At 43.0% G+C, this 24,556-nt stretch carries 25 protein-coding genes; 11 read left to right on the plus strand and 14 right to left on the minus strand.

Going from position 1 to position 24,556, the window contains the following annotated elements:
* Positions 1–32: 32 nt before the first annotated feature.
* Together AAEY99_RS00815 and AAEY99_RS00820 are read left to right on the plus strand one after the other, a co-directional pair.
* Entirely contained in the window at positions 33–719 is a 687-nt protein-coding gene (locus tag AAEY99_RS00815) for a response regulator (RefSeq protein ID WP_059745835.1), read from the plus strand.
* Positions 719–2,119: an ATP-binding protein gene (locus AAEY99_RS00820; RefSeq protein WP_182743313.1), complete on the plus strand. Its 1,401-nt coding sequence runs from the start codon at positions 719–721 to the stop codon at positions 2,117–2,119. The genes AAEY99_RS00815 and AAEY99_RS00820 overlap by 1 nt, the downstream gene beginning before the upstream one ends.
* 259 nt (positions 2,120–2,378) lie before the next feature.
* Here AAEY99_RS00820 and AAEY99_RS00825 read toward each other — a convergent pair whose 3' ends face one another.
* Positions 2,379–2,537, minus strand: a complete 159-nt coding sequence (locus AAEY99_RS00825; RefSeq protein WP_011635799.1) for a YqaE/Pmp3 family membrane protein — start codon at positions 2,535–2,537, stop codon at positions 2,379–2,381.
* Between the two features lie 316 nt (positions 2,538–2,853).
* On the opposite strand from AAEY99_RS00825, the gene AAEY99_RS00830 reads away from it, so the two are divergent.
* The 3 genes from AAEY99_RS00830 (at position 2,854) to AAEY99_RS00840 (ending at position 5,283) form a co-directional block, all read left to right on the plus strand.
* Positions 2,854–4,230 (plus strand): mechanosensitive ion channel domain-containing protein, encoded by a 1,377-nt coding sequence (locus tag AAEY99_RS00830; protein WP_351008581.1) that lies wholly within the window; start codon positions 2,854–2,856, stop codon positions 4,228–4,230.
* Between the two features lie 250 nt (positions 4,231–4,480).
* Positions 4,481–4,945 carry a tRNA (uridine(34)/cytosine(34)/5-carboxymethylaminomethyluridine(34)-2'-O)-methyltransferase TrmL gene (gene trmL / locus AAEY99_RS00835; protein WP_059745837.1) on the plus strand — a complete coding sequence of 155 codons (465 nt, stop codon included), beginning with the start codon at positions 4,481–4,483 and terminating at the stop codon, positions 4,943–4,945.
* Positions 4,945–5,283 carry a DUF2956 domain-containing protein gene (locus AAEY99_RS00840; protein ID WP_101084929.1) on the plus strand — a complete coding sequence of 113 codons (339 nt, stop codon included), beginning with the start codon at positions 4,945–4,947 and terminating at the stop codon, positions 5,281–5,283. Before trmL ends, AAEY99_RS00840 begins: the two co-directional genes overlap by 1 nt.
* Positions 5,284–5,312: 29 nt before the next feature.
* Here the strand turns inward: AAEY99_RS00840 and AAEY99_RS00845 are convergent, their stop codons facing one another.
* From AAEY99_RS00845 to AAEY99_RS00875, 7 genes are all read right to left on the minus strand, one after another.
* Positions 5,313–5,876, minus strand: a complete 564-nt coding sequence (locus AAEY99_RS00845) for a hypothetical protein (protein WP_351008584.1) — start codon at positions 5,874–5,876, stop codon at positions 5,313–5,315.
* A 240-nt stretch (positions 5,877–6,116) separates the two neighbouring features.
* The gene (locus AAEY99_RS00850; RefSeq protein WP_350977413.1) at positions 6,117–7,568 is read right to left on the minus strand and encodes a M16 family metallopeptidase; all 1,452 of its coding nucleotides are present in this window, start codon (positions 7,566–7,568) and stop codon (positions 6,117–6,119) included.
* Positions 7,565–8,878: a M16 family metallopeptidase gene (locus AAEY99_RS00855; protein ID WP_502959484.1), complete on the minus strand. Its 1,314-nt coding sequence runs from the start codon at positions 8,876–8,878 to the stop codon at positions 7,565–7,567. The genes AAEY99_RS00850 and AAEY99_RS00855 overlap by 4 nt, the downstream gene beginning before the upstream one ends.
* Before the next feature lie 101 nt (positions 8,879–8,979).
* Positions 8,980–10,287: an amidohydrolase gene (locus tag AAEY99_RS00860; protein WP_192114029.1), complete on the minus strand. Its 1,308-nt coding sequence runs from the start codon at positions 10,285–10,287 to the stop codon at positions 8,980–8,982.
* A gap of 124 nt (positions 10,288–10,411) precedes the next feature.
* The gene (locus tag AAEY99_RS00865; RefSeq protein ID WP_192114028.1) at positions 10,412–11,056 is read right to left on the minus strand and encodes a class I SAM-dependent methyltransferase; all 645 of its coding nucleotides are present in this window, start codon (positions 11,054–11,056) and stop codon (positions 10,412–10,414) included.
* Between the two features lie 43 nt (positions 11,057–11,099).
* On the minus strand, positions 11,100–11,483 hold the full coding sequence (locus AAEY99_RS00870; protein WP_192114027.1) for a hypothetical protein: 384 nt from the start codon (positions 11,481–11,483) through the stop codon (positions 11,100–11,102).
* A gap of 5 nt (positions 11,484–11,488) precedes the next feature.
* Positions 11,489–12,100 carry a tRNA-uridine aminocarboxypropyltransferase gene (locus tag AAEY99_RS00875; RefSeq protein WP_351008590.1) on the minus strand — a complete coding sequence of 204 codons (612 nt, stop codon included), beginning with the start codon at positions 12,098–12,100 and terminating at the stop codon, positions 11,489–11,491.
* A 101-nt stretch (positions 12,101–12,201) separates the two neighbouring features.
* Between AAEY99_RS00875 and AAEY99_RS00880 the strand changes: the two genes are divergently transcribed.
* On the plus strand, positions 12,202–13,167 hold the full coding sequence (locus AAEY99_RS00880) for a hypothetical protein (RefSeq protein ID WP_351008592.1): 966 nt from the start codon (positions 12,202–12,204) through the stop codon (positions 13,165–13,167).
* Between the two features lie 82 nt (positions 13,168–13,249).
* On the opposite strand, the gene AAEY99_RS00885 is transcribed toward AAEY99_RS00880, so the two are convergent.
* Complete coding sequence (locus AAEY99_RS00885) at positions 13,250–14,455, minus strand: multidrug effflux MFS transporter (protein WP_335692091.1); 1,206 nt, start codon at positions 14,453–14,455, stop codon at positions 13,250–13,252.
* 126 nt (positions 14,456–14,581) lie between these two features.
* Between AAEY99_RS00885 and AAEY99_RS00890 the strand changes: the two genes are divergently transcribed.
* The 4 genes from AAEY99_RS00890 (at position 14,582) to AAEY99_RS00905 (ending at position 17,637) form a co-directional block, all read left to right on the plus strand.
* Positions 14,582–15,565 (plus strand): LysR family transcriptional regulator, encoded by a 984-nt coding sequence (locus AAEY99_RS00890; protein WP_101084919.1) that lies wholly within the window; start codon positions 14,582–14,584, stop codon positions 15,563–15,565.
* Positions 15,566–15,686: 121 nt separating this feature from the next.
* The gene (locus tag AAEY99_RS00895; protein ID WP_351008594.1) at positions 15,687–16,004 is read left to right on the plus strand and encodes a hypothetical protein; all 318 of its coding nucleotides are present in this window, start codon (positions 15,687–15,689) and stop codon (positions 16,002–16,004) included.
* Between the two features lie 309 nt (positions 16,005–16,313).
* Positions 16,314–16,652 carry a hypothetical protein gene (locus AAEY99_RS00900; protein ID WP_162022094.1) on the plus strand — a complete coding sequence of 113 codons (339 nt, stop codon included), beginning with the start codon at positions 16,314–16,316 and terminating at the stop codon, positions 16,650–16,652.
* Between the two features lie 346 nt (positions 16,653–16,998).
* Entirely contained in the window at positions 16,999–17,637 is a 639-nt protein-coding gene (locus AAEY99_RS00905; RefSeq protein WP_350977396.1) for an SDR family oxidoreductase, read from the plus strand.
* A 796-nt stretch (positions 17,638–18,433) separates the two neighbouring features.
* Here AAEY99_RS00905 and AAEY99_RS00910 read toward each other — a convergent pair.
* The 5 genes from AAEY99_RS00910 to AAEY99_RS00930 all read right to left on the minus strand — a co-directional run bounded on the left by AAEY99_RS00910 (position 18,434) and on the right by AAEY99_RS00930 (position 23,776).
* Positions 18,434–18,667 carry a hypothetical protein gene (locus tag AAEY99_RS00910; RefSeq protein ID WP_123778767.1) on the minus strand — a complete coding sequence of 78 codons (234 nt, stop codon included), beginning with the start codon at positions 18,665–18,667 and terminating at the stop codon, positions 18,434–18,436.
* The gene (locus AAEY99_RS00915) at positions 18,664–19,041 is read right to left on the minus strand and encodes a Tse2 family ADP-ribosyltransferase toxin (RefSeq protein ID WP_011635781.1); all 378 of its coding nucleotides are present in this window, start codon (positions 19,039–19,041) and stop codon (positions 18,664–18,666) included. Before AAEY99_RS00915 ends, AAEY99_RS00910 begins: the two co-directional genes overlap by 4 nt.
* A gap of 381 nt (positions 19,042–19,422) precedes the next feature.
* Positions 19,423–21,270 (minus strand): SLC13 family permease, encoded by a 1,848-nt coding sequence (locus tag AAEY99_RS00920; protein WP_192114020.1) that lies wholly within the window; start codon positions 21,268–21,270, stop codon positions 19,423–19,425.
* A gap of 260 nt (positions 21,271–21,530) precedes the next feature.
* Positions 21,531–23,021 (minus strand): DUF4145 domain-containing protein, encoded by a 1,491-nt coding sequence (locus AAEY99_RS00925; RefSeq protein WP_351008597.1) that lies wholly within the window; start codon positions 23,019–23,021, stop codon positions 21,531–21,533.
* Positions 23,022–23,053: 32 nt separating this feature from the next.
* On the minus strand, positions 23,054–23,776 hold the full coding sequence (locus tag AAEY99_RS00930; protein WP_101084911.1) for a hypothetical protein: 723 nt from the start codon (positions 23,774–23,776) through the stop codon (positions 23,054–23,056).
* Between the two features lie 170 nt (positions 23,777–23,946).
* Between AAEY99_RS00930 and AAEY99_RS00935 the strand changes: the two genes are divergently transcribed.
* On the plus strand, positions 23,947–24,492 hold the full coding sequence (locus tag AAEY99_RS00935) for a DUF2780 domain-containing protein (RefSeq protein WP_182743340.1): 546 nt from the start codon (positions 23,947–23,949) through the stop codon (positions 24,490–24,492).
* The last annotated feature ends 64 nt before the right edge of the window (positions 24,493–24,556 follow it).

A 24,556-nucleotide genomic window follows, 5' to 3' on the forward strand; every position in this document is an offset into this window, starting at 1 on the left:
CATACAGATTTTCTTTGTGCCAGAGGAAAGTTATGAATCGTATTTTACTGATCGACGATGATATTGGTTTATCCGATCTACTCAGCCAATTACTTGAGTTGGAAGGCTTTGTACTAACCCAAGCTTATGATGGTGAGCAAGGGCTGATGATGGCGCAACAGCAAGACTTCGATTTAATCCTTCTTGACGTGATGCTGCCTAAACTGAATGGTTTTGAAGTCTTGCGTGCTTTACGCCAACGCAAGCAAACACCGGTATTAATGCTAACCGCTCGCGGTGATGAAATTGACCGAGTTGTCGGCCTTGAAATTGGTGCCGATGACTATTTGCCAAAACCCTTTAATGACCGCGAGTTAGTGGCTCGAATTAGAGCCATATTACGTCGAGCACAAACGACTCAGCAAGATAGCCAAGCCAATGAAATGATGCAGTTTGGTGATTTACGTCTCGACCCTACCCGCCAAGAAACCTATTGCAATGAGCAACTAATCATTCTCACTGGCACCGAATTTTCACTGCTGTTTCATTTAATCGAAAAGTCAGGCGAACTGGTCACCAAAGAATCATTAAGCGAAAACGTATTAGGCAAAAAGTTAATGCCATTTGATCGTAGCTTAGATATGCATTTGTCTAACTTACGCAAGAAACTACCAGAGCGCCAAGATGGCCGTCCACGCGTCAAAACCCTGCGCGGTAAAGGTTATATTTGGATACCGTAATGCTAAAGAACAATCCATTTAACGGGCTATTTTTTAAATTATTGTTAGGCTTTTGGCTATGCAGTTCATTGATTATTGCACTGGTGTCTTTATTGCCATTACTGCAACAAAACCATGATCGTTCGCCATTACCTGCCAGCCTTGAGCGAGTGCTTAAAAACGTTGCAGAACGGATACAAGAGCAACCTCAATTGCTCGAAGGTAAAAACCTTCAACGTCTGCACCGTAGCCGCAATAAAGAAGGTGATAGAAACCATAATGGCGGCCCATTGCGTTTATATTTAACCGACGGCGAAGGCCAAGTATTAAATACCAAACGAGTCTCGCGTGGATTTAGACGTTTTCAACTCATGGCAGAAGAAGCTGACCAACCGATCAGCCATCAATTTAGAGATGAGCTTATTTTTGGCCCGTATTCTTTTGAGGTCAACAGCAAACCGTATCAATTATTTGGTCGTTTCCCCGATAATCATCCACGGCCGTGGTTCTTCTTCTTTGCCGACAATAAATTACTGACTGCAGGCTTAGCCATATTATTGTCAGGCTTATTATGCGGTTTACTCGCATGGTATTTGGGTAAGCCATTACGTTCGCTAAAACACAGTGCCAATGCCCTCGCTAGAGGTGATTTATCTAGCAGAGTTGATGCAGCTACCGCAAATCGTCGCGATGAAATGGGCCAATTGGCACAGGCTTTCAACGGCATGGCCGATGCCGTACAAACCATGATTAACAATCAGCAAAGATTAATGGGCGACATATCTCATGAACTGCGCACACCACTCACTAGGCTGCAATTAGCCTTAGCGTTAGGCCGTAAAAAAGGGCAGCAAAGTGAAGAGCTAGAACGTATCGGCTATGAAGCACTACAACTTGAAGCGCTAATAAGCGAGTTGCTCACTCTATCTCGGGTAAGCTTGGCCAGCCATGAAAATAAAGTCGTACTCGAATTAGCAGAATCTTTAAGCCAAGTGTTAGATGACGCCGAATTTGAAGCCGAGCAGCAAGGCAAACTATTACAAATTGATATACCAGAGGCGCTGCTATTACCTTTTCACCCAAAGACACTCTCGCGCGCCATAGAAAATCTGCTGCGTAATGCGATTTACTATGCCAATAGTCAGATAACCATTAGTGCAGCCCAAGTTGGCAAGCACATATTGATAACGGTGGAAGACGACGGTCCAGGTATAGAGCCACAAGAACTCGAAGCTATATTTAAACCTTTCTATCGCCCCGACACTGCCAGAGACAGGCAAAGCGGCGGTTGGGGTTTGGGCTTGGCAATCACTCAAGCCGCCATTACGTTACACCAAGGCAGTATAGTGGCAGAAAACCTTATCGGCCCAACAGGAAAGCGCGAAGGCCTTAAGCTCAGTATCAGTTTACCGGTTAACTAGTCGATATAAAAAACATAAACTTCAACCACTTATATTCTAATCGGACTGAGTAATGGCATTGTCCATAACCCCTGCATACGCAGGGAAAAAACGAGTATCAATAAACAGCTAGCTCAGCTTAATAGACGACACAGCGTAAAGCACATTATTGATAAACATGTCATTACTAGGTAAAAATTACCCCTAACTGGCAACATTTTCCGATAAATGTGAGCAGCCTGAGCCGCTTCACCATTAGGGATAATCATCTTGGCAGCCATTAGCGCTTAGCAATCACCCATACCGCGTGCACTATCCCAGGAATGTAGCCTAGCAAGGTTAAAATTATATTTAATAATAAGGTCTTACTTAGCCCCACTTGCAGGAAAACCCCAAGAGGTGGTAGTAAGATTGCGATTAAAATACGTAATAAATCCATGATATTCTCCATTTTGAATGAGCCGAGGTTAGCAATTACCCCAGCGTGTATGAACTGATTTGTATTCACTTTCATAATATACAAAGCAATTACCAGACCACTATTTCTAATGTTGCTGTTCTAGATCTTAATCAGCATCGGTTTTTAAGCAACTACACGACCCCATATATTGACCTATTAGTATGCCTTTAGAAGTGAAAAAAGCCCTTTTTGCATACTCTAAAACATTAGCAGATAACACTCACAACCTTTGGTGCCTTTGAAGTTTATTTGCTAATATTGAATAATGACAGGCTAATACCTTGCGGATAATCTTATGATTTGTCGATTTTTTTTAAACCGTTTTTCTCGCTGCAATCAGCGATCATCCCCAAGATTAAGTCGATGGATTCTACTATGGAGTTTAGTCACTGTTGGTTGCCTTACCAACTTTGTGTCTACTGATGCCCAGGCTGCGCCTTCGCCTGATACTGTGAAACAACTGATACAGATTAACGACCCAAGCAGCGCAATAGACATTGAAATACAAGGCTCTGTCGTCAATCTAAACGGCTCTGCCACGGAGCAAGCGAGTAAAGAGCGCATACTGCAAACCATAGCCGCTTTACCTGGTGTAACTCAGGTGGTGGATAATATTCACTTGCAACCTATTGCGCCCTTATCTTTAGCTCCCCTGAAGCAAGATGCTGAGCAATTTTGGGCCAAAGCCTTACTCTATTTACCGCGTTTGGCTTTAGGGTTATCGATTTTTTTACTCCTATTTTGGCTTTCACATCCTTTAGCTCGCTTATTGATTAGTCCCTTAGCTTGGGTGACAAAAAGTGAGTTGATCCGTTTAGTGATGCAGCGCAGCATCAGTGTATTGATCATCTTATTGGGACTGTATATATTTTTGCGCCTCGCTGGCTTAACGCAGTTTGCGGTCGCGATTATTAGCAGCACTGGTGTCATTGGGCTGATTTTAGGTTTTGCCTTTAAAGACATCGCCGAAAACTTTATTTCCAGCTTATTACTCAGTGTGCAGCGTCCGTTCAAATTAGGTGATGTAATCTCCGTCGAAGGGAATTTGGGAGTGGTAAAGCAAGTCACAGCAAGAGCCACCACGTTAGTCGATTACGACGGAAATCATATCCAAATACCCAATGCCACTATCTATAAAAACGTGATTAAAAACCTTACCGCCAACCCGAGAATGCGTGGCAATTTTGTCATTGGCATTGGCTATGATGCAAGTATCCGTAAGGCTCAAGACATCGCTATGGAGATCATGACTGATCATCACGGCGTACTCGCAGATCCCGAGCCGCAGGTGCTGATAAAAAACCTTGGTTCATCGACGATTAATCTACAAGTGTATTTTTGGGTCAATGCTGAAACTCACAGTGTTCCAAAAGTGGCTTCAATTTTAATGCGCTTGCTGGTGCGCGCTTATGAAGCGAATCAGATAAGCTTGCCTGACGACGCCCGCGAACGTATTTTCCCTCAAGGGATACAATTAGTCACCAATGGACATCAGCAAGGTGAAACACCTCTGAATACGATACAGAGCACTGAGCACAACAGCAACAAAGCCCAAGAGTCATTAGAAGATGCCCATAATGAAACTAGCGATGACATCAGCAGCGATACCGATGATATACGTCAACAAGCGGCACAATCACGAGATCCTGAAAGTGGCGCCAATATTATCTAAGCTCTTATTTTGGTTGAGGAATAAGCATGGAATTTTTATTTCTCGATATGCGAACTATAGCGCGAAGGCATCAATAAAATAGCCAGTATTTTATCAGGTTGTTATTGCCTATGTGTCAGCGCCCAACCAGCAATTATCATCAGGGCTGTATCGCCCATTTTGATAACGTCAGCGTTTATAACGCCTCGCAGTCAAACCTTGGTTAGGGTATAATTTGCCACTCTTTTTATGCTTCGTACCTAAGGTTGCTATGTTTCATATTGCCCTTTATGAACCCGAAATCGCTCCAAATACCGGAAACATCATTCGTCTATGCGCCAACAATGGCTCGCAGTTACATTTGATTGAGCCGTTAGGTTTTGATCTCGAAGAAAAGAAATTACGTCGCGCGGGACTCGATTATTCGGATCTAACCAGTGTGACTCGCCATAAAAACTATGCCGCTTTTTTAGAGGCCATGGCAGGAAAGCGTATTATTGCTTGCACCACTAAAGGTAGCCGTCCTCATACGCAAATTGCTTTCCAAGAAAATGATGTATTATTATTTGGCCCCGAAACCCGTGGGTTACCAATGGATATTATTGATGCGACGCCGCTTGCGCAGCGCTTACGTATCCCAATGACCGCCAATAGCCGTAGCTTAAACTTATCCAATTCAGTCGCCATTATTAGCTATGAAGCATGGCGTCAGCTGGGTTTTGCAGGCGCTGAGTAATGAAAAAGACGCTATCACCTGAAACCCAACAAGATGCTTTAGCCATTGCTAAAGCAACCCAAAAACCTGGGCAAGTTAAAGAACAAACCAAGCTGATTGCTGCGGGCGTTGAAAAGGGGATTGCTGAATACAAAAAACGTGAGAAGGCTAAGGCTCGTGAACGAGATAAAGCCCGTAAACAGCAGCAAAAATCTAAAAGCGCGACAAGCTCAAATGATGACGATTCCGATATGTCTTACATTGAACCAGAGAGTCGATTCAACCCTTTAACATGGTCGTTGCTGGGATTACTGCTATTGAGTTGGGCATTGTTTGCCGCTTATTTGTTTTATCGCTAAGTCACTGTGGGTGTTAAGAAGCACTCATTTTATTCTGTCGGCAGAGTATTCTTTGCCGATGGTTTAAGCAGACTAATAGCTCTAATGACTTGATACTGCTCACTGTCGTCATCCAAATAGTGCGCGCTTTGCTGCCATTGCCAACCAGCTGTTGACGGTTTGGTATCACTCATCATGGGGTCGAACTGCAATTGTACTAAGGCCGGACGTTGATTGATTTCCCCCTTGCCTAAAAATGAGTAGCTGCCCGCTTGCTCATAAAGCGTTAACTGTTGCGAAATATCATCGGTAATCCCATTGGCATACACCAATAAAATATGATCTTGTTGTTGCCTAAACCACCAAGTTTCACTGTTCGAAAAGCGACTACCACGGCTAACACTAATGTATAAATTACGTTCATCTGCCGAGCACATCACCGAAGTGCTTACCTGCTTCGGCGCAACATTCGGATTGGCAGCACTGCCCTGCCACTCACCCACTAGTTGGCTACAAAACGTATCTAAAGTTACTTTCGCAGCATAAGATGACGTTGAATGTGTCAGTAACAACATCGCCGTTAGCAGTAATATAAATCGGCATGTATGTATCATTAACCATCCTCTTATCACAATCGCGTTCAACACTTAACGGATCCCAAGCTCAACATAGCCAATGTTGCCTGCATCTATCTTGGCTTAGCGAGCTCATTGAATCACTCAGTGACACCATGATATCTAGCCATAAAAATGGCCCACTTATGTGAGCCATCATACGATACTACAGTGCAATTAACAGACTAAGTCATTAACTGAATAAGCCATTAATTGCATAAGTCATTAACCCACTAATAACTACTGACCAAAACCCGTCGCAGTGATATCAACTTTAGTCACTTCACCGTATTGCGCCGCAATATCAGCAATGTTTTCAGCGTTGCCAATCAACACAAACTGTAAGTTTTGTTGTGGGAAATATTGCTTAATCAAACGTTGAGTGTCTGCAAGGGTAAGTCCATCTACTTTAGCTTGAAATTGATTAATAAAATCATCATTAAAGCCATACAGATACATGTCAGACAATAAACCGGCTAACTGTCCACTCGTCTCATACTTAGGTGGGAACTGGCCTTTAACATAGGCTTTGGCAGAATCTAAAGTTGCTTGATCAATGCCCTTCTCCCATAAACGAGCATAGGTTTTTAAGGCTAAATCAATGGCTTCTTTAGTGGTCGATGACTTAGTAAAAGTACTGATTTGGAATACCCCAGATTGAGCATAAGGGCTAAAACCAGAACGGGCACCGTAAGTTAATCCGGCATTGACGCGTAATTCATCATTTAACCATGAAGTAAAACGACCACCTAAAATGGTGTTCACTACAGTTAACCCAACATAATCAGGATTGTCATAACGGATCCCCACGCCACCAATTAAAAAGGTGGTTTCAATTGCGTCAGGCTTATCGACCAACAGTACGTGAGGTTGGGTTAATGTTGGTAAATGTTGGCTTAAATCTGGCTGAACCACGGTTTCAGTGGTCTGCCAATCACCAAAGGCTTTATTCAGTTTAGCGGTCATGTCGGCAACATCAAAATCGCCCACCACGTTAATGGTCATGTTGTTTGGTTGATAATAGCCTTTATGAAAAGCACGTAACTCCTCAACAGAAAGTTTACCAATGGTGTCACTATTGCCTGATACCGGATTGGCATAAGGATGATCACCAAAGACTAACTTATTGAAGTAGCGACCAATCACTGCTCGAGGACTTTCTTTTTGCTGTGATAAACCCACAATTTCGCGCTGTTTTAGTTTATCAAATTCAGCGCTATCAAAGTCTGGTTGACGCAATACGTGGCTAAAAATATCGAGCACGGTATCAACATCTTTGCTCATCATATTGGCACGAATATAACTGCCTTCTAAATCAGCGTTGGTGTCTATGCTGGCACCCATAAAATCTAACTGCTGCTCGATGTCGGCCTTTGATTGACCCGCTGCACCCAACATTAAACTTTGTGAGGTAATGTAAGCCATACCAGAAGTCATATCATTGACTGCTCCCGCTCTCACTACGGCATCAATGGTCACTAATGGCACTTCTTTTTGCACCATCAGCTTAACCTTTAAGCCATTGTCTAAGGTAACAGATTGGTAGCTTGGCATAACAAAGCTAGCGGTAACAGGGTTGGCGGAGTCGGCAGTGGTTTTCTGGGTCGTCGCACAACCACTTATCCCTAAGCTACACGCTAATGCAATTGCTGATAACGATATCTTAATACGTGTGTGAGTTACGGTTTTCATTTGTCTGACTCCTCAGTAGCAGCGAGCACACCGACTGTTCGATTCGCTTTAATTAAATAGGTTTGCGCCACACGCTGAATATCAGCAGGAGTGACCTTGTTATAGGCTTCTGGGGCGTTAAACAGTTTTGCATAGTCGCCAAAATACAGCTCGTATGTGCCTAAAGTATTGGCTTTACCATTAATGGTTTCCATCGTGCGGTAAAAGTCCATTAACTTAATATTTTTAACTTTTTCAAGTTCTTGCTGAGTCACACCTTGCTCGGAAATTAGATCAATCTGCTCGATGAGAGCTTTTTCTAAAGTCTCGGCACTGACTCCCGCATTCGCTACACCCAAGATATAAAACAAGTTAGGGTCAAACGACATCGGCATGTAAGTGTCGGCAGCGACAGCTAATTGCTTGTCGACTAGCGCTTTATAAAAGCGTGAGCTATTACCTTCGCTTAACATCGACGTTAATAAATCCAATGCATAGTAGTCTGCATGGCTAGTTGCAGGTACATGATAAGCCAACATAATGTTTGGCGTGCTTACCGATTCTTTTTTAACAAATACCCGACGTTCGCCATTTTGTTGCGGTTCAACCGTGCGTACGGCTTTCGGTGGGGCTTGGGCCGGAATTGGCGCAAAATACTGATTAGCCAGGGCTTTCACTTCGGCTAGCTTCACATCACCGGTAATCACCACTAGCGAATTGTTAGGGGCATAGTAGGTTTTATGGTATTGCTGTAAGTCTGCTAATGTCCAAGCTGCAATGTCTGACTCATAACCAATAACCGACCAGCTATAAGGATGCGCCGCAAAGGCGACACTTTTAAGCGCTTCTTGAATCGTACGCCAGTTAGAGTTTTCAAGCCCTGTGGTACGCTCTGACTGCACCACACCGCGCTCACTCTCAACCATTTCAGGGTTGATGTCTAAATTGGCGATGCGGTCTGCTTCTAAATCAAAAATAGTTTCTAGACCATTGGCTGGAAACCAGTCGGTATATACCGTTAAATCTTCACTGGTATAAGCGTTGTTGGCGCCACCAGCAGCTTCCATCGTGCGGTCAAACATTTTAGGGCCAAACTTTTTAGAACCGTTAAACATCATGTGTTCAAAAAAGTGCGAAATACCGGTAATACCAGGTACTTCATTGCGCGAACCCACTTTCCAAAAAATGTACATATTGGCATTAGGGATAGAACTATCCTCCAACACCATAATCTTCATGCCATTATCTAAGGTAAAACTATTAATATCTTCAGCTTGTGTCGCTGACACATTAGGTGCACTCAGTACACCTAACGTCATCAGCAACGCCATTATCTTGCGGGTCATATCTCGCTCCTTTTGAGCTATCGTCCAATGGTTTATTAAAATTGGTTTTTTAAAAATGGATTATTAAAATTGGTTTTTAAATAGGGCTATTGTGCCGCGCTTAATGCGGTTAAAGCAATTTGGGTCATGGTTTGTACGCCAACCTTAAGGGCACTTTCATCAACATAAAATGCTGGAGAGTGATTACTGGCGACGTTATTGATATCTTGGTCAGCAGGAGTCACTCCTAAGAAAAAGAACATCCCAGGTGTTTCTAATGCGTAATAAGAAAAGTCTTCCGCACCGGTAATCAGTCCTGGCTCAATCAACATATTGTCACCCACTACAGAGGCGATAACCGGGCGCATTTTGCTGACTAACTCTGGGTTGTTAACCGTAACCGGATAACCAGGTTGGATCACGGTTACTGCAGTGGCGCCAACTGTTTTAGCGGCATTAGCTGCCACTTCGGCCAATTTAACTTTAATGTCGGCGCGCATATCTTGATCGAAAGTACGAATAGTACCGATAAGCTCTACTTCATCAGGAATAATATTCGATCGAATACCACCATTAATGGCCCCAAAACTCACTACGGCGGGTGCTTTGGTAATATCCACCTGACGACTAATAATGGTTTGTACACTATTAATAATTTGTGCCGAGGCCACGATAGGATCAACACCACTCCAAGGACGTGAGCCATGGGTTTGCTTGCCCATCACTTTAATCGTAAATGAGTCTTCACTCGCCATTGCAGGGCCGGAACGTAGACCAATCATACCTGTAGGCATGCTTGAAGTAACATGCATACCAAACACTTGCTCAGGCTTGCGCTTAGCAAATAAGCCTTGTTTGAGCATTAACTCCGCACCGCCTTGCTCACCTTCTGGCGCGCCTTCTTCGGCTGGCTGAAAGATAAACATTACATCACCGGCTAGGCTGTCTTTTACTTTTACGAGGTTTTCAGCCACGCCCATCAGCATGGCAACATGGGTATCATGACCGCACGCGTGCATCACACCTACTGTTTGATTTCGATAAGTGTCAGTTACTTTAGAGGCAAAAGGTAAATCAACCACTTCGGTAACGGGCAGCGCATCCATATCAGCGCGTAAACCAATTAATGGCCCAGGCTTGCCGCCTTTTAGTATGGCGACCACACCGGTATGAGCAATACCCGTCTGCACTTCAAGTCCGAGAGATTTAAGATGTTTCTCAATCACTTTACTGGTGCGAAATTCGCGATTAGATAATTCAGGGTGTTGATGTAAATCGCGGCGCCATGCAATGACTTTGCTTTCAACTTGAGCGGTTAGTTCTGCAGCATTGGGCACGCTAGCCACGGTAGTCGTGCTGTAAACACTGGTGGCAAATACACTTGAAAGCAGTAAAGCAACAGACGTCAGGCGCATGTTTATTCCATTTATTATAGTAATTAGTGCAACAAAACTACCTTGAAATGACGCTTTTGTTAAATCTTTTACCGCTTTGCTAACAAGTCAATTGTATCTATTTATTAATACCCAACACTCACGACTAAACTGGCGACTTTGGAAGGTGAAAAAACACCACATCGCTGTCGATAATTTCAAGCTGCCAACCTTGCTGTAATGCTAACCATTGAAAGGTTTCTATAGAGTAGAAATTGATATGAGTTGGGTCAATTTTATAGTACCAATTGTTAAACTTATCTAAGCTGGGTACTTGTTTGGTCATTACTGCCAATATGCCGCCAGGCAACAATAATGTACTTAACTGCGTCATCAACGCCTGCGCATTGGCAATGTGCTCTATCACTTCAGTTAAGCAAACAAAATCATATTGCTGAGAGAGTACTTGAGTATCTGGGTGGTAAAATAAATCATAATTAACCACCTTAATACCTTGCGCTGCAGCCATTTGGCTTAACACTGCGCCTTCACCGCAGCCAAAATCTAACCCTGTTGCGTCGGGTTTAATACGGGCGATTAATGGCGTTAAAGTACGAGATAAAAATTGTTGATAACCCACATCGGCAACGTCATTATTGTGGCAATCATAATGGGCTTTTTCAGCTATTTGATCCAAATGAAATGCTGCAGGAACCGATACCAAAAAACATTGCGGACAACGGACATAGGGACGACTTTTATCTTGAGAAAAAGCAACTGTTTCATGGTGACACAAAGGACAAGACGACAAAGCGAACTCCAAAATAAACCGAATGGGTCAATCAACAGCAAGACTAATCAGATTGAACTGGCTCTATACTGGTGTCTTTAGGGATTTTACGGGTTTGAGTAGCGGCCTCTTGCGCCTGTTGTAAATACTTTTGCTGACGGGTTAAACGCTCATCCGATTGAGCACGGGCTTTTTCGAGCTGCTGCGCTTCCCAATCGTTTGGCTGCGACTTAGCTAATACTTCTTGCTCACGTTCCGAGGTAGCCTTGGCTGCCTCACGCGCTTTTTGCAATTGCGTTTGCTCAAGTTCAGCCGACTCTTGGCGCGCTTGCTCGCCTTTTTCAGCCAAGGTCATTGTTTTATGTGGCTTATCAGCAGCTACTGTAAAAAACGCCAATGAACTGGCAGTAACGAGCAAAATAAATGAGCCTATTAGCCGATGTTTCATCTTGTCTATCCTTTGATTTTATCGCCGCTATAACGCTCACGAACCACAGCAGGCATGGCCGTTAACTTATGTTGCACCATTGCGTTAAACACTGCAAATATTGGCGCGATTTCAGCAGCGGGATTTAACGCAATCAACGTGTGGGCAACCGCTTCCAGAGTCGACAAGCTGTCGCTACGTTTCGCTTTACGAATGATATATTGCGACTCATCTTCACATTCTAGATGCAATGACGGGTAATTAAGTAACCACGGATTGAGCTGCAACATTCGGTATGCTTTACGCCAAGTACCGTCGACTAAAATAATTATCGCAGCCTCACTCGCTCCAGCCTCGGCTACAGTTTGACTGTGCTCATTTGGATAAACCACATAAATCGGCTTCGTTTGCGCAGCTAAATAATGTTGCAGCTCAATAAAGTCCGCGGCAGATTCACCCACGTAAATTTTCATCTGCGGCATCACCAGTTTCAATAACCTCACGGTGTTCTTAGCATGATCCACTTCAGATGGATGCTGCATCACCACCACCTCGGTATTTGACGCCACCGGTTTGAGCGCATGACACACGCAAGCCGACTGTGGGTATTGACAATGGATACAATAACTTCTGCTCATTTTTTGTCTTATTTTGTTGCAAATCTGTTGTTGCAAATATGTAAAGTTGAGTTCAATATACTTCGCTCTACACCATAATACCTCAAGGAAGAACCATTACTATGACTAGAACAAAGATGTCTGTGGCATTAATGCTCGCATTGGCCACAATCCCTGCATATGCAGCCCAAGATAATACCTATCACCACGAAGCAGAAATCGGTTTTTTAGACTCATCAGGTGAAGCGGATGGCCTAGTTAACGCCAATTATCGCTATTACTTTAAAGCGGTTGAACAAGCAGATAAGCCATACGCATTGGCGGGATTCTTTAATCAAGGCTCAACTGTTTCTGCGCGTTATGCCACAACTGACTTCCAAGATTTATATCACATCTCTGGAGAATACGTTTTTGACTCAAAATGGTTTTTGGGGGCTGGAGTCAACCAGTTAAATGCAGATGATGCTGTATTTGACATCACAACATACGAGATTAGTGCTGGATATTTTTTTAGCGAACACTCAAAGTTATCCTTGAACTACACGACCAACTCAGAATCAGAATCTAACAATGGCGCATATCTAGAATATGAATTTGAATCATATTTTAGCCAAAACATTGATGCTATCACGTTAACTTACGAACATTTTATTCCATTACAATCAACCGCTGGAGTGTTTATAACTGGGGCTGTAGGTTATCAAAACCCACAATATATCAACAACGAAATGCTCACTCAAGTTGATGGCTCAACTCCGACTATAGTGCAAGATTCTAAAATAAACTTTGAAAATGACATTTATACTGTTGCAGTGTTTGCAGATTGGTATATCAATAACGCATGGTCAGTGGGTGCGACTTACTACCGGACAGATGTAAATACTGATTTCAGCAGCAGTAATATTGATGACTCAAATAAAAGTAGCCACAGCAACAACATCACTGAAACGGGTTTAAATACACGTTACTTCTGGCATTTTTCAGATGTATTCTCGGCTAAGTTTTCACTAGAACATTATTTCGATAATGGTGAGTATAATAGTGATTCAGAAACTAATGTTGGCATAGCAATTAACGCCCGTTTCTAAGTTTCATCATATTGAGACAAAAAAAATACCCGCGGAATGTGGTTAGCATTCTGCGGGTTAAAGGTGATATTACTAAAGCTAATTAGTCATGTTGTAACTGTTCTTGATGCAAATGGCTTAAACGGTTCATTGCCATAATGATCAGCAATACTGCACTAAAGCCCCCCATCACAACCGCTATCGCATAAGGTGCAGGTGTATCTGTTAGCTGGATCAACGCCGTCAGTATTGATGCCCCACTCATTTGAATGCAACCTAACATCGCCGTCGCGGTACCTGCGCGCTCACCGAAAGCCGACAACGCCATACTGGTTGCTGGGCCAAGCAAAATAGCAAAGCCAATACATAAAATCATCATCGGAGCCATAAAGGCAATTGCGGCGGCTAATCCTTCTTGAGGGCCAGCAAAGTACATCGCGGCTTCGATAACAGCAGCAATCAACATCAACGATAATGCCACTACTACTCCCGGACGGTTACCAATACGCTTAACCAACACTGGGGCAGCAAAACATGCGGCAATATTTACCGCAGCATTAAGGCCAAATAAACCGCTGAAAGTTAATTCTGAAATGCCTAAATGACCAATTAACCATACTGGTGAATAAGACACGTAACATAAAATTGATGCCATCGCGATCATGCAACAACTGGCATAAAACATAAAATGAGGGTCGCCAATAACCGGCTTATAGCGGCTCCAACGGTATAAAGGCCCTGTACTGTCGGTATTTAACGGACGTGTTTCCGGAAAACGGAACCCCACCAAAAACAACACAAAAATGGCATACAAAGCCATAAAAATGAAGGTAGAACGCCAGCCAAACTGTAATGCTAATAAGCCACCAAATGTAGGTGCCAGTGCCGGGACCACACAAATTGCACCATTTAGATAACTGTACATCGACACACTTTCTTTGCGCGAATAGCAGTCACGTACCGCACTAAATACCACAATAGAGGTGGAACAAGCCGCTAAGCCTTGAAACACACGGGCAACCTGCAACCATTCAAACTCAACCGCATAAGCCCCTAATAAACTGCTAATGCCATAAAGTACAATCCCAAATAATGCGACAGGTTTACGGCCAAAACGGTCAGCTAACGGACCAATTAAAATTTGCCCTACGCCCATCGCAAATAAAAATAACACTAAGGTGGACTGTACTTCACTGTTTGATACACCGTACTCCAATGCCATTGCAGGCATAGACGGTAGATAAATATCAATAGCCAACGGGCTCAAAAGCACCATAAACATTAACAGTGGCAATAAGTTACGACGCATAAACTTCTTTCTCTCAAATTTTTAATGCACAAAGGTCACCCTTAATAGGGCGCTATAATAAGTCAAATGGAGGTATGAATGAAAATGATATAAAATCCGAAGTGAATTTCCATTTGAGAATATCACATGAATTTAGACAACCTTGCTCGAATCGATCTTAATCTATTAGTCATTCTACAAGTATTACTTGAGGAGCAAAGCGTCACTCGGGCTGCCCATCGCTTGCATGTGAGTCAATCTGCTGTCAGTAAAAGCTTAAATCGGTTGCGAGAAACACTAGACGATCCACTGTTTCAACGCACAGCACACGGCTTAAAGCCAACCGCACATGCTGATGCATTAAGACAACAACTGCCGTTAGTATTACAAAACTTGTATCAACTTACGCAACCGCCAACCTTTCATCCGGCGACCAGTAACCGCCAATTTTCATTCTCGATGGTCGAAAGTGCTTATGAAACCTTAATTCCCTATTTTATCGGACCATTATTACAACAGGCACCGTTAATAAAATTAGATTCCTATGTTTGGACCGAAAAATCCATGCAAGACCTACAGCAAGGACAAATAGATTTTGGCATTGCAGGTCGAGATATTCTGCCTCAAACCGACGTCAATATTGACAACGTACCTGAAGGCATTGAATCACAAGTCTTATTTAACGATCATCAAGTTTGCTTAGTGCGTAAAAATCATCCTATTTTACAGGCTGTAAAAGATGGTCGCTGGGATCAAGCTCACTACCTTAACATGTCTCATGTACAGGTAAGATGTGAAGGTAACGATTGGTGGGCACTAGATTACCACTTAGCCAACTTGGGCTTACATCGTAACCTATCGACCACAGTGCCAGATTTTTATGGTGCTGCCAGCGTTTGTGCCAATACCGATTTAATTTTTACCTTGCCCTCTAGCTTTGCTAACCATGCACAAAAACTATATTCGCTGGTGCCCATTCCCTTACCCTTTGAGTTTATGCCTATGGCTTATGTGTTTTTATGGCATGAACGAAATAATCAAGAGCCGGGACATCAATGGTTTCGCAATATTATTTTCAGCAGCGTCGATAAAGCCATCGCGAACCAACATATTAGTAAACACAACGGCTGACATTGAGCCTAAATTGAACTTTTAGCTCGCGCAACACTCAAATAAAACGACTAGATGACAAATAATCCATCAAGCCAACCTGATGGATTATGTAATAGGGTAAACCCTCGGAGACCAGAGGATGTTCAGTTCAATTTACACTCACAAAATAATGCAACATCTGCAAAAAATGCGACCATTGGCAGCATTAACAACGGTTGCCACAGTCTTGATCGGCGGCTTGCTATTATTACCGTTAATATTACTGTTTGTGTTTGTAGGTTTCATCGGTATGACACTGTTAAGCCGCCAATACATGCGCCAGCATCGTACTGCATCATCACCCCTTTCAACAGCTAATCCCAAAGATGATATTTATCATGATCATCCAAATATTGAACGAGAAAACTCGAATCAGAAATCTCGTTTGAGTCATGCCAAATCTGCAGGACTATCGTAACTAAAGTTAAAAAATAACAGGTTAGTATTGACTCACCTATTGACCATCATGCAGTCGTTATAACATGACAGCGAAAGTAACCATCACTAAAAGCATTTTATAAACAGTATGCCTAAATCTAGTCTCGATTAACCCTTTGGCATTGTCTGTGTGGGCAATAACTTTCGCTCTCAAACTTAAAACATTAACTAGGTTTAACGTGACATATTATGTCAAAACGTTGCAAGCTGTACATTAAGTCATCGTTACTAATTTATAGGTAACGTCTTTAGACACCCATATTCAGACCAAGCGCATTCAGGAGCTACCATGAAATTTAATCAATCATTCCACACTGCCAATTTAAAAAGTCGATTCTCGGCTATGAACCCCATTTTGGCATTACTGATGTTTTTTAGCATCGCATTAACCACAATTGTGCTATTACCCTTTTTATTGTTACTGGGCTTATTAAGCTTTATTACTTTACAACTATTAGGTAAAAAAATATTGCAGAGAAACCAGTCACAAGCTCAACAAGGTGATATTTACCAAGACCGCGCTGATGTTCAGCGCGAACAAGCAGCGCCTTACGCAGATATGTTTAGCCGACCTAAATCGACTCAAACTCAACACACTGGTCGCACATTTGAGCATCAGGCAGATTAACTAACCGTTAAATGCGTTTAGTGACAACCTTACCGATTCTAGCCATTTGTCCAAATTGGTATTGGCTATGTTTATCTTAAGATTACCGTCATTAGTCGTCATTCCTGCAAGCTATTAACGATATCTAAGCTGGTAAAACCTTAAATATTCGCCAAAAATATCGACTTGCTATGTTTATTATTTATGTAACACATAAAGAGCGGCTAAACACTAGTCACCTCTTAGGCATTGAATCGCGCAGATCAAACCCCAATGTTATTAGAAGGCGGGCAAATAGAGTAGCAAACGATGCTGCCACATTTGCCAGTAATATAAGCCAAAAATTCGATACTGAGGAGAAGATAAAATGAACAAGACACTCATTTTAGGCGCAAGCGGACAGATCGGTAACATGGCGACAAAGCAGCTATTAGCAGATGGCCAATCAGTCATAGCGTTAGTGCGAGATAAAAATAAATTGGCTGATATCGCCAGCGATAAGAAGCTAGACATAGTTGAAGCGGATTTAGAACAGGACTTTAGCCAAGCATTTAACGATTGCGATCAAGTCATTTTCAGCGCTGGCTCAGGTGGTAAAACAGGTGCAGACAAAACTATGCTCATTGATTTATGGGCGGCCTGTAAAGCCATTGATTACGCAAAAGCGGCTAATGTGTCACATTTCATTATGGTCAGCTCTATCGGCGCTGACGATCCCGACCAAGGCTCAGAACAAATGAAGCCTTACTTAGTTGCCAAACACATGGCCGACGAATACTTGATCAGCAGTGGGCTTAACTACACTATATTTAGACCGGGTTCATTAACCGATGATCGTGCCACAGGTAAAGTCCAAACCCAACGGCCGAGCAGCAAAGAAAAAATGACCATTCACAGAGAAGATGTTGCTCGCGCACTGATTTACGCTGTAGGAAAACCACAGCTAGGCGGCAAAGTCTTTGAATTATTTAATGGCAGTAAATCCCTCACTGATGTCCTAAATTAATCCATTCAGTAGGCATTCGCCTAACAACACTATAAACACTGAAATAAAACGGCCAGCACAACGCTGGCCGTTTTATTTTTAGTATTTTTTCATAGTCTTAGATAAAACAAATCAGCTATATTCCGTGGTTAGGTGCACCACTATTTAGCCCTGAACTTTAAGCCTGAAATGACATTTTTAACCATCGTACACTGCTAGATTACCGAACTGACTGGCGATTATCTAGGTGTGGAAGAGTGACCATTGTGCAAATGATAAAAGCTAATACGCTTGCTGATTTTTGGACAAAAGTGTATTTAAGATATGGCCTGCGGCCACTAACGTCGTGGCGCTTCACCCACACCAGATTAACATCGCAAGGTTCCACCTTGCTCGGGCAAAAAAGGGATCAGCAGCGAACACATTGCGACGGAAATTGATCCAGCTTCTGACTGCGTATGTAACCATCTTCGACCCATCTTGTAATAAAAAGTGAAAATGCTAACGCTTTCGATGTTACATCCTGTACCGCGAAAGCTAGCCTGACGTCCTGTCAGGCTCACGCATTCTTTTATAAAGAGTCTTCAACGGCCACAAGTTCAGAGTTGAATTTATCCATTTTCAAGCAAGGTATTTGACGTATTTATGGACAAAAGTGCGTTAGATTCCTAACTCTAGTTCGTGAGTTTCGGATTAAAATTTCTATGGGTAACGTCCAAAGCACGCGCCAAATACCGGAGCTTTGTTTTTGTGAGAGCATTTTTCGGCACGAAAACGAAGTGAAGAGTATTTGGTCGCAGTGACTTTGTTTTTAACTTTATAGTAGCTCTCGAGAAAAATTTATTACATTTTCACCAAACTGAGTAATTGCTTGCTTCTTGAGAGGGTTTAGCAGCAGCCGAACCTCAATGAGGTCATTTCCAACATCAGCAACCTCATCTTCATCTGCAGAGGTTTCGCAGATGGCAGTCATCTTGGCTTCCATTTCTGTCAGAGCCTCAAGAATAATTTTGGCTTCAGAAGCGGTTAAATCGAGTTGAATACTACTCATGCAAATTTGCCTTCTTTTTTGAACACCCGAGTGGCAATCAATGCCATTTCTTCAAGTAATCCTTTGTATTTATCAACAGGCATATTACACGCCGGTGAAATACAATAGTGATGGGGTTTATCCTGAACCATCTTTAAACCAACCGGAGGCCTAGTGTTAGGAGCGAATCGCCACGCCCAACCTGTCATTGGCGATTCGTTGATCCCAACCTTATCAAAGACGCTAATGCCTTTACCGTTTGCGATAATAACCTTAATACCGTTAATTTCGATTATATCTACGTCTCTAGCGCGTACATTGGCAAGCTTTGGACTTGTGGAATTACCTAGTCGGAAGAGCTCTTCAGGGAGGATGTAAAATTCCATTGGAAACATGATGATGTCCTTTTCATGATTAAGAGTTAACGTTTTAGTATTTATGAGTTGCGCTGTTTGCGACGCATAAATCGCTTGTTGGACTTGGTCGAAGCCACATCCAAGTTAACGGGTAACTTTTTTCTTAACGTAAGATGCTATAGGAATTCGCTTTTTAACGGTAGTGGTATTTTGTACAATCTTTTGGCTAATTTCCTGTTCTGATTACACCTTTTAAGGTGGGTTTTGTTAGCTTTCATCTTTTTCGATTATTGCCTTTCCCTGATGTACCTTGCTAACTCACTTTACTGCATAAATGATTTACATAACTAGCTTTGAAGTGGTCAGAACCAACTACGTTAGTGGCCGTAGCCAATAAAGAATAAACAGCCACTTCAAAGATTACCAGCTAAGCGAATACATGACTGGCAGTAATAGCGATAAACTCACCCAAACGATAATCGTTAGTGGGACGCCCACTCGGACAAAATCGGTAAATTTATAGCCGCCAGCATGCATTACCAGTAGGTTAGTCTTATAAGCCATAGGTGTGGCATAACTCATATTGGCACCAAACAGCACAGCAATAACAAAGGGTTCGGGATCAACCTGCAGTTGCTGCGCAATGCTGATAGCAATAGGAGTGCCTATGACTGCAGCAGCATTATTAGACACAATATTGGTCATAATGGCCATTAGCAACATCAGTCCAGATACAATAACCGCCGGAGAAGCCCCTGCGGTTAACGCGACAAAGACTTGTGCTAAATACTCTGCACCACCGGTTTTTAATAATGCCGCCCCCATCGCCAAACTCGCCGCCACAATCAAAATGACCTGAGTGCTTAGCGCCATAGAAGCATGGCGCCAGGTTAGGCAGCGTGTGACCAGCATAAGCAGCACACCCCCTACAGCACTTATCGCAATGGGAACATCCCCAAATGCAGACACAAGAATAATTGCCGCCATAATCAGTAAAGCCGTTACCGCTTTATCCGTGTACGGAAGATCTGCGGTGGCATCGAGCACTAATAGCTCACCAGCACGTTTAATTTCGCCAATGGTATCTTGATCTCCCTGCACTAAAAGAACATCACCAATGCGCAAACGGGCCTGTGCTATTTTTTCACGCAGCGTCTCTACTGAGTTTCCCTCTCGATGTATTGCCAGCACCATTAATTGATAACGATCATAAAAGTTAAGCTGCCTCAAGGTCATACCGAGCAAAGGTGAACCTTGCATGACAACTATTTCGGCAATCTGCTGTCCCTCACCGGATAATGGATGCTCTTCATCAACAGGCGTATCTCCAACATAGAGCATGGCATCCAGAGCACTTTCCAGTTCCTTCAAATTTTCCGGAGTGTCATTCACCATTAACCTATCTCCAGCCTGAATTTGCGCATCGGGCAACGGTACAACATAGGTTCCAGTGCCCCGCATAATGCGTGATACTTCCAGCAAACCTGAGCTCTTTTCAATCAGTTCGGTCAATGTCTTACCGACTGCAAAACCGTCTTCCAATATAACCAGTTGGGCAGTAAATATTCTTGGGGAGGTATCGCTGAGTATGGCCTTACGAGCAGGCAGTAAGCGTGGCGCAATCAACCATAAATAAACAATAGCAATAGCGGCAACGATTGCTGCCGGTACAAAAAAATCAAACATCTGCAGTCTTCTTAAGCCCATATCTGCAGCAACTGAAACAACTAACAAATTCGTCGAGGTGCCAATACTGGTGCTCATACCGCCCACCAGAGTGGCAAATCCCATTGGCATTAACATCCCCGAAGCTGGCTCTCCGGTTCGCAGCGATACACTGATTAGAATAGGCAGCAGCAATACGACTATCGGTACATTATTAACAAATGCACTCAGAAAAGCGCCAACCAGCAAGGTCAGCAACATACTCAATGCGGGGCTTACAAGCCATAAGCGCGCCAGAATTCGGCCAAGAGGTACTAGCGCTCCGGTGCGCACTAAACCATTTCCGGCAATCATTAGCGCACACACTGCCACCAGCGCTTCATGGCCAAAACCACTGAAAAACTGCAACGCCTCAAGATGTTGCCCCTGCGAATTGACGTAAGGAAAAACAGTAAAACCGATGCTCAGCATTGCCAGAATAAACAGACTCGACGTCTCAATGGCAATAGATTCTCTGGTAAATAGAAACAGGGCAAGCAACACAAGCAATAACACAGCCAGTGCATGCGCATCAGGAAGCGGTGGCAAAGTCGTTATATTCATTGCAGGCACCTGTCAGTTAACCTTTTCTATTGGTATGAGCATGGTAAGGCTAGGCTTGCTGTGAAGTTTTTCCACTAAGCGCTTCAAAGCAGGTTGAGATATGTTGAATATATATCAGTTAAATATTAGGCATTGTTTCTAACTAAAGCGAATTGAAGGTACGCGCGACAAACTTATCTGCGGTAAGTCCTTACTGGCTAATAACCCCCCAACGTAAAAACAACCCCAAAGTAAAAAAACCATAATAAAGCAAACGTAATTTACACGAGTAAGCACTTTGCCTGTTGCAAGGTCGCTAACTCATCTTCCGTTGGATTAAGCGCGATAACACTGTCAATTTGCATCAGTAACGACTGCCAAAGCGGTTCGATAACTTGGCGCTGAATCTCGTTGGCGTGCAAATTAGCTTGTTGTAATAAATACGCTGCTTGTACCACATCGATACGGCCTAAAATGCCGTCGGCTAAGGCGACACTCAGTTCAATCATCGCGGTGACATTACGGCCGTATTTAATCACTTCATGTAAATAGTGTTCAGCAATATTAAGTTGCTGTTGGCTAGCACCATCGTCGTGCAAAATATCACTGCCACAACGTAACATCGCATCTAATTGACCTTGCTCGGCGGCTTCTTGCATCCATTGCTGGCTCGTAGCGATATCAACCTGGCAGCCCTCACCTTGTTCAAGCATCAGCGCCAAATGATATTGTGCATGCGGGTAACCGGTTTGCGCGGCTTTATTTACCCATAAGTAAGCTTGTTCAAATTGTTGGTTTTGATAAAACAGCACCCCAAGGTTTGACATTGCTTCAGCATCTTCCGCATTAGCGGCTAATGTCAGCAATGTTTCGGCTTGATTAATATCCACTTCAAATTGATCACTGCCCACCAGATAAAAGAAACCTAATAAGGCCTGCGCATTAACAATACCTTGTGCTGCAGCTTGCGCAATAAACGCCTCGCCCGTCGCAGGATTTGCCGCACCACTATAGCCATGCAGTAAGCTCACGCCATGCTCAAACAATGCCGCTTGATGATGAACTGATGCAATATGAAACCAATGTGCTGCTTGGGCAAATACATCCGCTGACGTTTGCTCAACCGTGGTTGATATAAGGCTTGGAGTGTTTGATTCTGCTGAATTTGAACTTGAACTTGAACTTGAACTTGAATTTGCTAAGAGTGAACCGTCTGTGGTTTGCGCCAACGCACGCTCTTGCTCTTGTAGCATTAATCCTTTGGCTTTAAGTGACATCCCCACTAAATACTGTGCTTCGGGGTCATTCTTCATCACTGCGCGATAACATAAGTCGCGGCCAGCATATGAATCAAATGCTTCAAATTGATAGCGCGGAGCAGCACCTTGATGCAGTGAAGGATATAGCTTTGCAATTATTTGCAGAATTTGATGGATCGACTTTTCTGCGATGCTAACAAGCTGAGTTTGAGTTAAATGATATTTTTCAGGATGCGCACCACGATTACCATCACTGCGCAATCGGTGTAACGCCCGCACTGCAGCAACATCAATAACGCGTCGAAGGTTTAGCTGCTCGATACGATCATACAAGTTTGCCGAGGTAAACGTTACATCATGCTGCACCGCTAATTGAGCGGCGAGTTTATGGGTAAAGCTGCGAATGTAAACTAACGCTTGGGTAGGAATATCGCGTACATAGCTTTTAGCTAAACGGTAATCATCGCCCAACTCAACAGAGAAACCATTAATAAACTCAATATCATTTAACAATGGTTTCTCCTTTTAGCATGTTGATTGAATATTTATCCCTCTGCTTTATCGGCATCCGGTGTTTTACGATTAACCATATACAATCTAAATAACGCAATATTAACAAACAAACCTAAGAACGAAAACGTTGCTTCAACCACCAGCTGCAATGGAAAACCAACTTGCATCGCGACTTGTGAAAACATGCCAGCTAATAGAGACAATGGCACGTACAGCATTAATACCGCAATGGTTTTAATCGTTATAGGGCCGCTAAATTTAAAGCTACTCTTAATCGCTTCTAAAGGTGTTAAACGTTCAACCACCACCATAAAGTTCACATAGGCGAGGCGAGAAAACAAGTACAAGCTCACGATTAAGCCAATCAACCATAGTGGGCCAAACGCAGCAAAGATCATCACCGGCGCTAAAATGGCTAAACCAGAAAATACTCCAGCCAGTAATAATGGCGGTACAAAAGGCAAACTAGCCTTTAATATTTGTGCCGGGGCAAGATCATGGCCTTGAGAGCGTAGCTCTAAATACAAAGTTAATGCGGCAATTAAAAACGAAAACACCAACAATAACACCATCATTGCTGCAGCGTGTACTGCACCGAATTGTGGGTTTTCAGCATCAGCCTGTAGCATTTCATTACCTAGCCAAAGTTGAATAGCGACTTGGATTAACAGTAATGGCAGCGTCAGTACGGCAAGCTGACGGATGTGGTTTCGAAAAAAGTTAAATGCTTCAGTCAAAATTGCAAACAATGACATGTGGGTTCCAGTAATCTATTAACAACGAATATTGCGCTTAGGATACCCAAAAAAAATGCATTTTGCACAAGTCTAATGTGTAAAAATCGCGATCATCTGTCGCATTTATGTAAATCAGGGTAAAATGATGCATAAGTTTAGACATTGAGCCACATCAAAGGACACTCATTATGAAATTAGCTTCTGCATTACCGGTACTGTTTACCGTCTTCGTATTCTCAGCGCCAGCAACTGCGGGCTGGTTAGACAACGTTGCTGAAATAACTAAAAAACCAGCAACTGAACAAGCCAAAACCATTGCACTGTCTGAAACAACTGAGCAATCAAGTGCTTTAGTGGGTAACGTTATGTCTCAACTTGGCTTATCTCAAACCCAAGCTGAAGGCGGGTTAGGCTCACTACTTAGCTTGGCTCAAACCAATTTAGGTGAAAATGATTTTAGCCAATTAAGCAACAGCATCCCAAATGCGGACGGTCTACTGGCTGCAGTTCCTGCTTTATCATCAGGCAATGGCATGTCAGGATTATTGTCACAAGCAGGTGATTTAGGCTCTGCGTTACAAGGTAGCGCAATGGTATATGATGCTTTTGAAAAGCTTGGTATCTCAAAAGAATATATTACCCCTATGGTTGATATCGCTAAAAACTATCTCCAACAGAGTGGTGGTGACGGTACGGTTGATTTATTAATGAAAGGCTTAGGTTCAGTCTTATAATCATTATTAAGACGGCTTAAAGCTACCCTAACACCCGCGTTAACATTATTTAATCCCAAGCCAT

This window comes from Shewanella sp. S1-58-MNA-CIBAN-0166 (assembly GCF_040310085.1).
Lineage (GTDB): Bacteria > Pseudomonadota > Gammaproteobacteria > Enterobacterales > Shewanellaceae > Shewanella.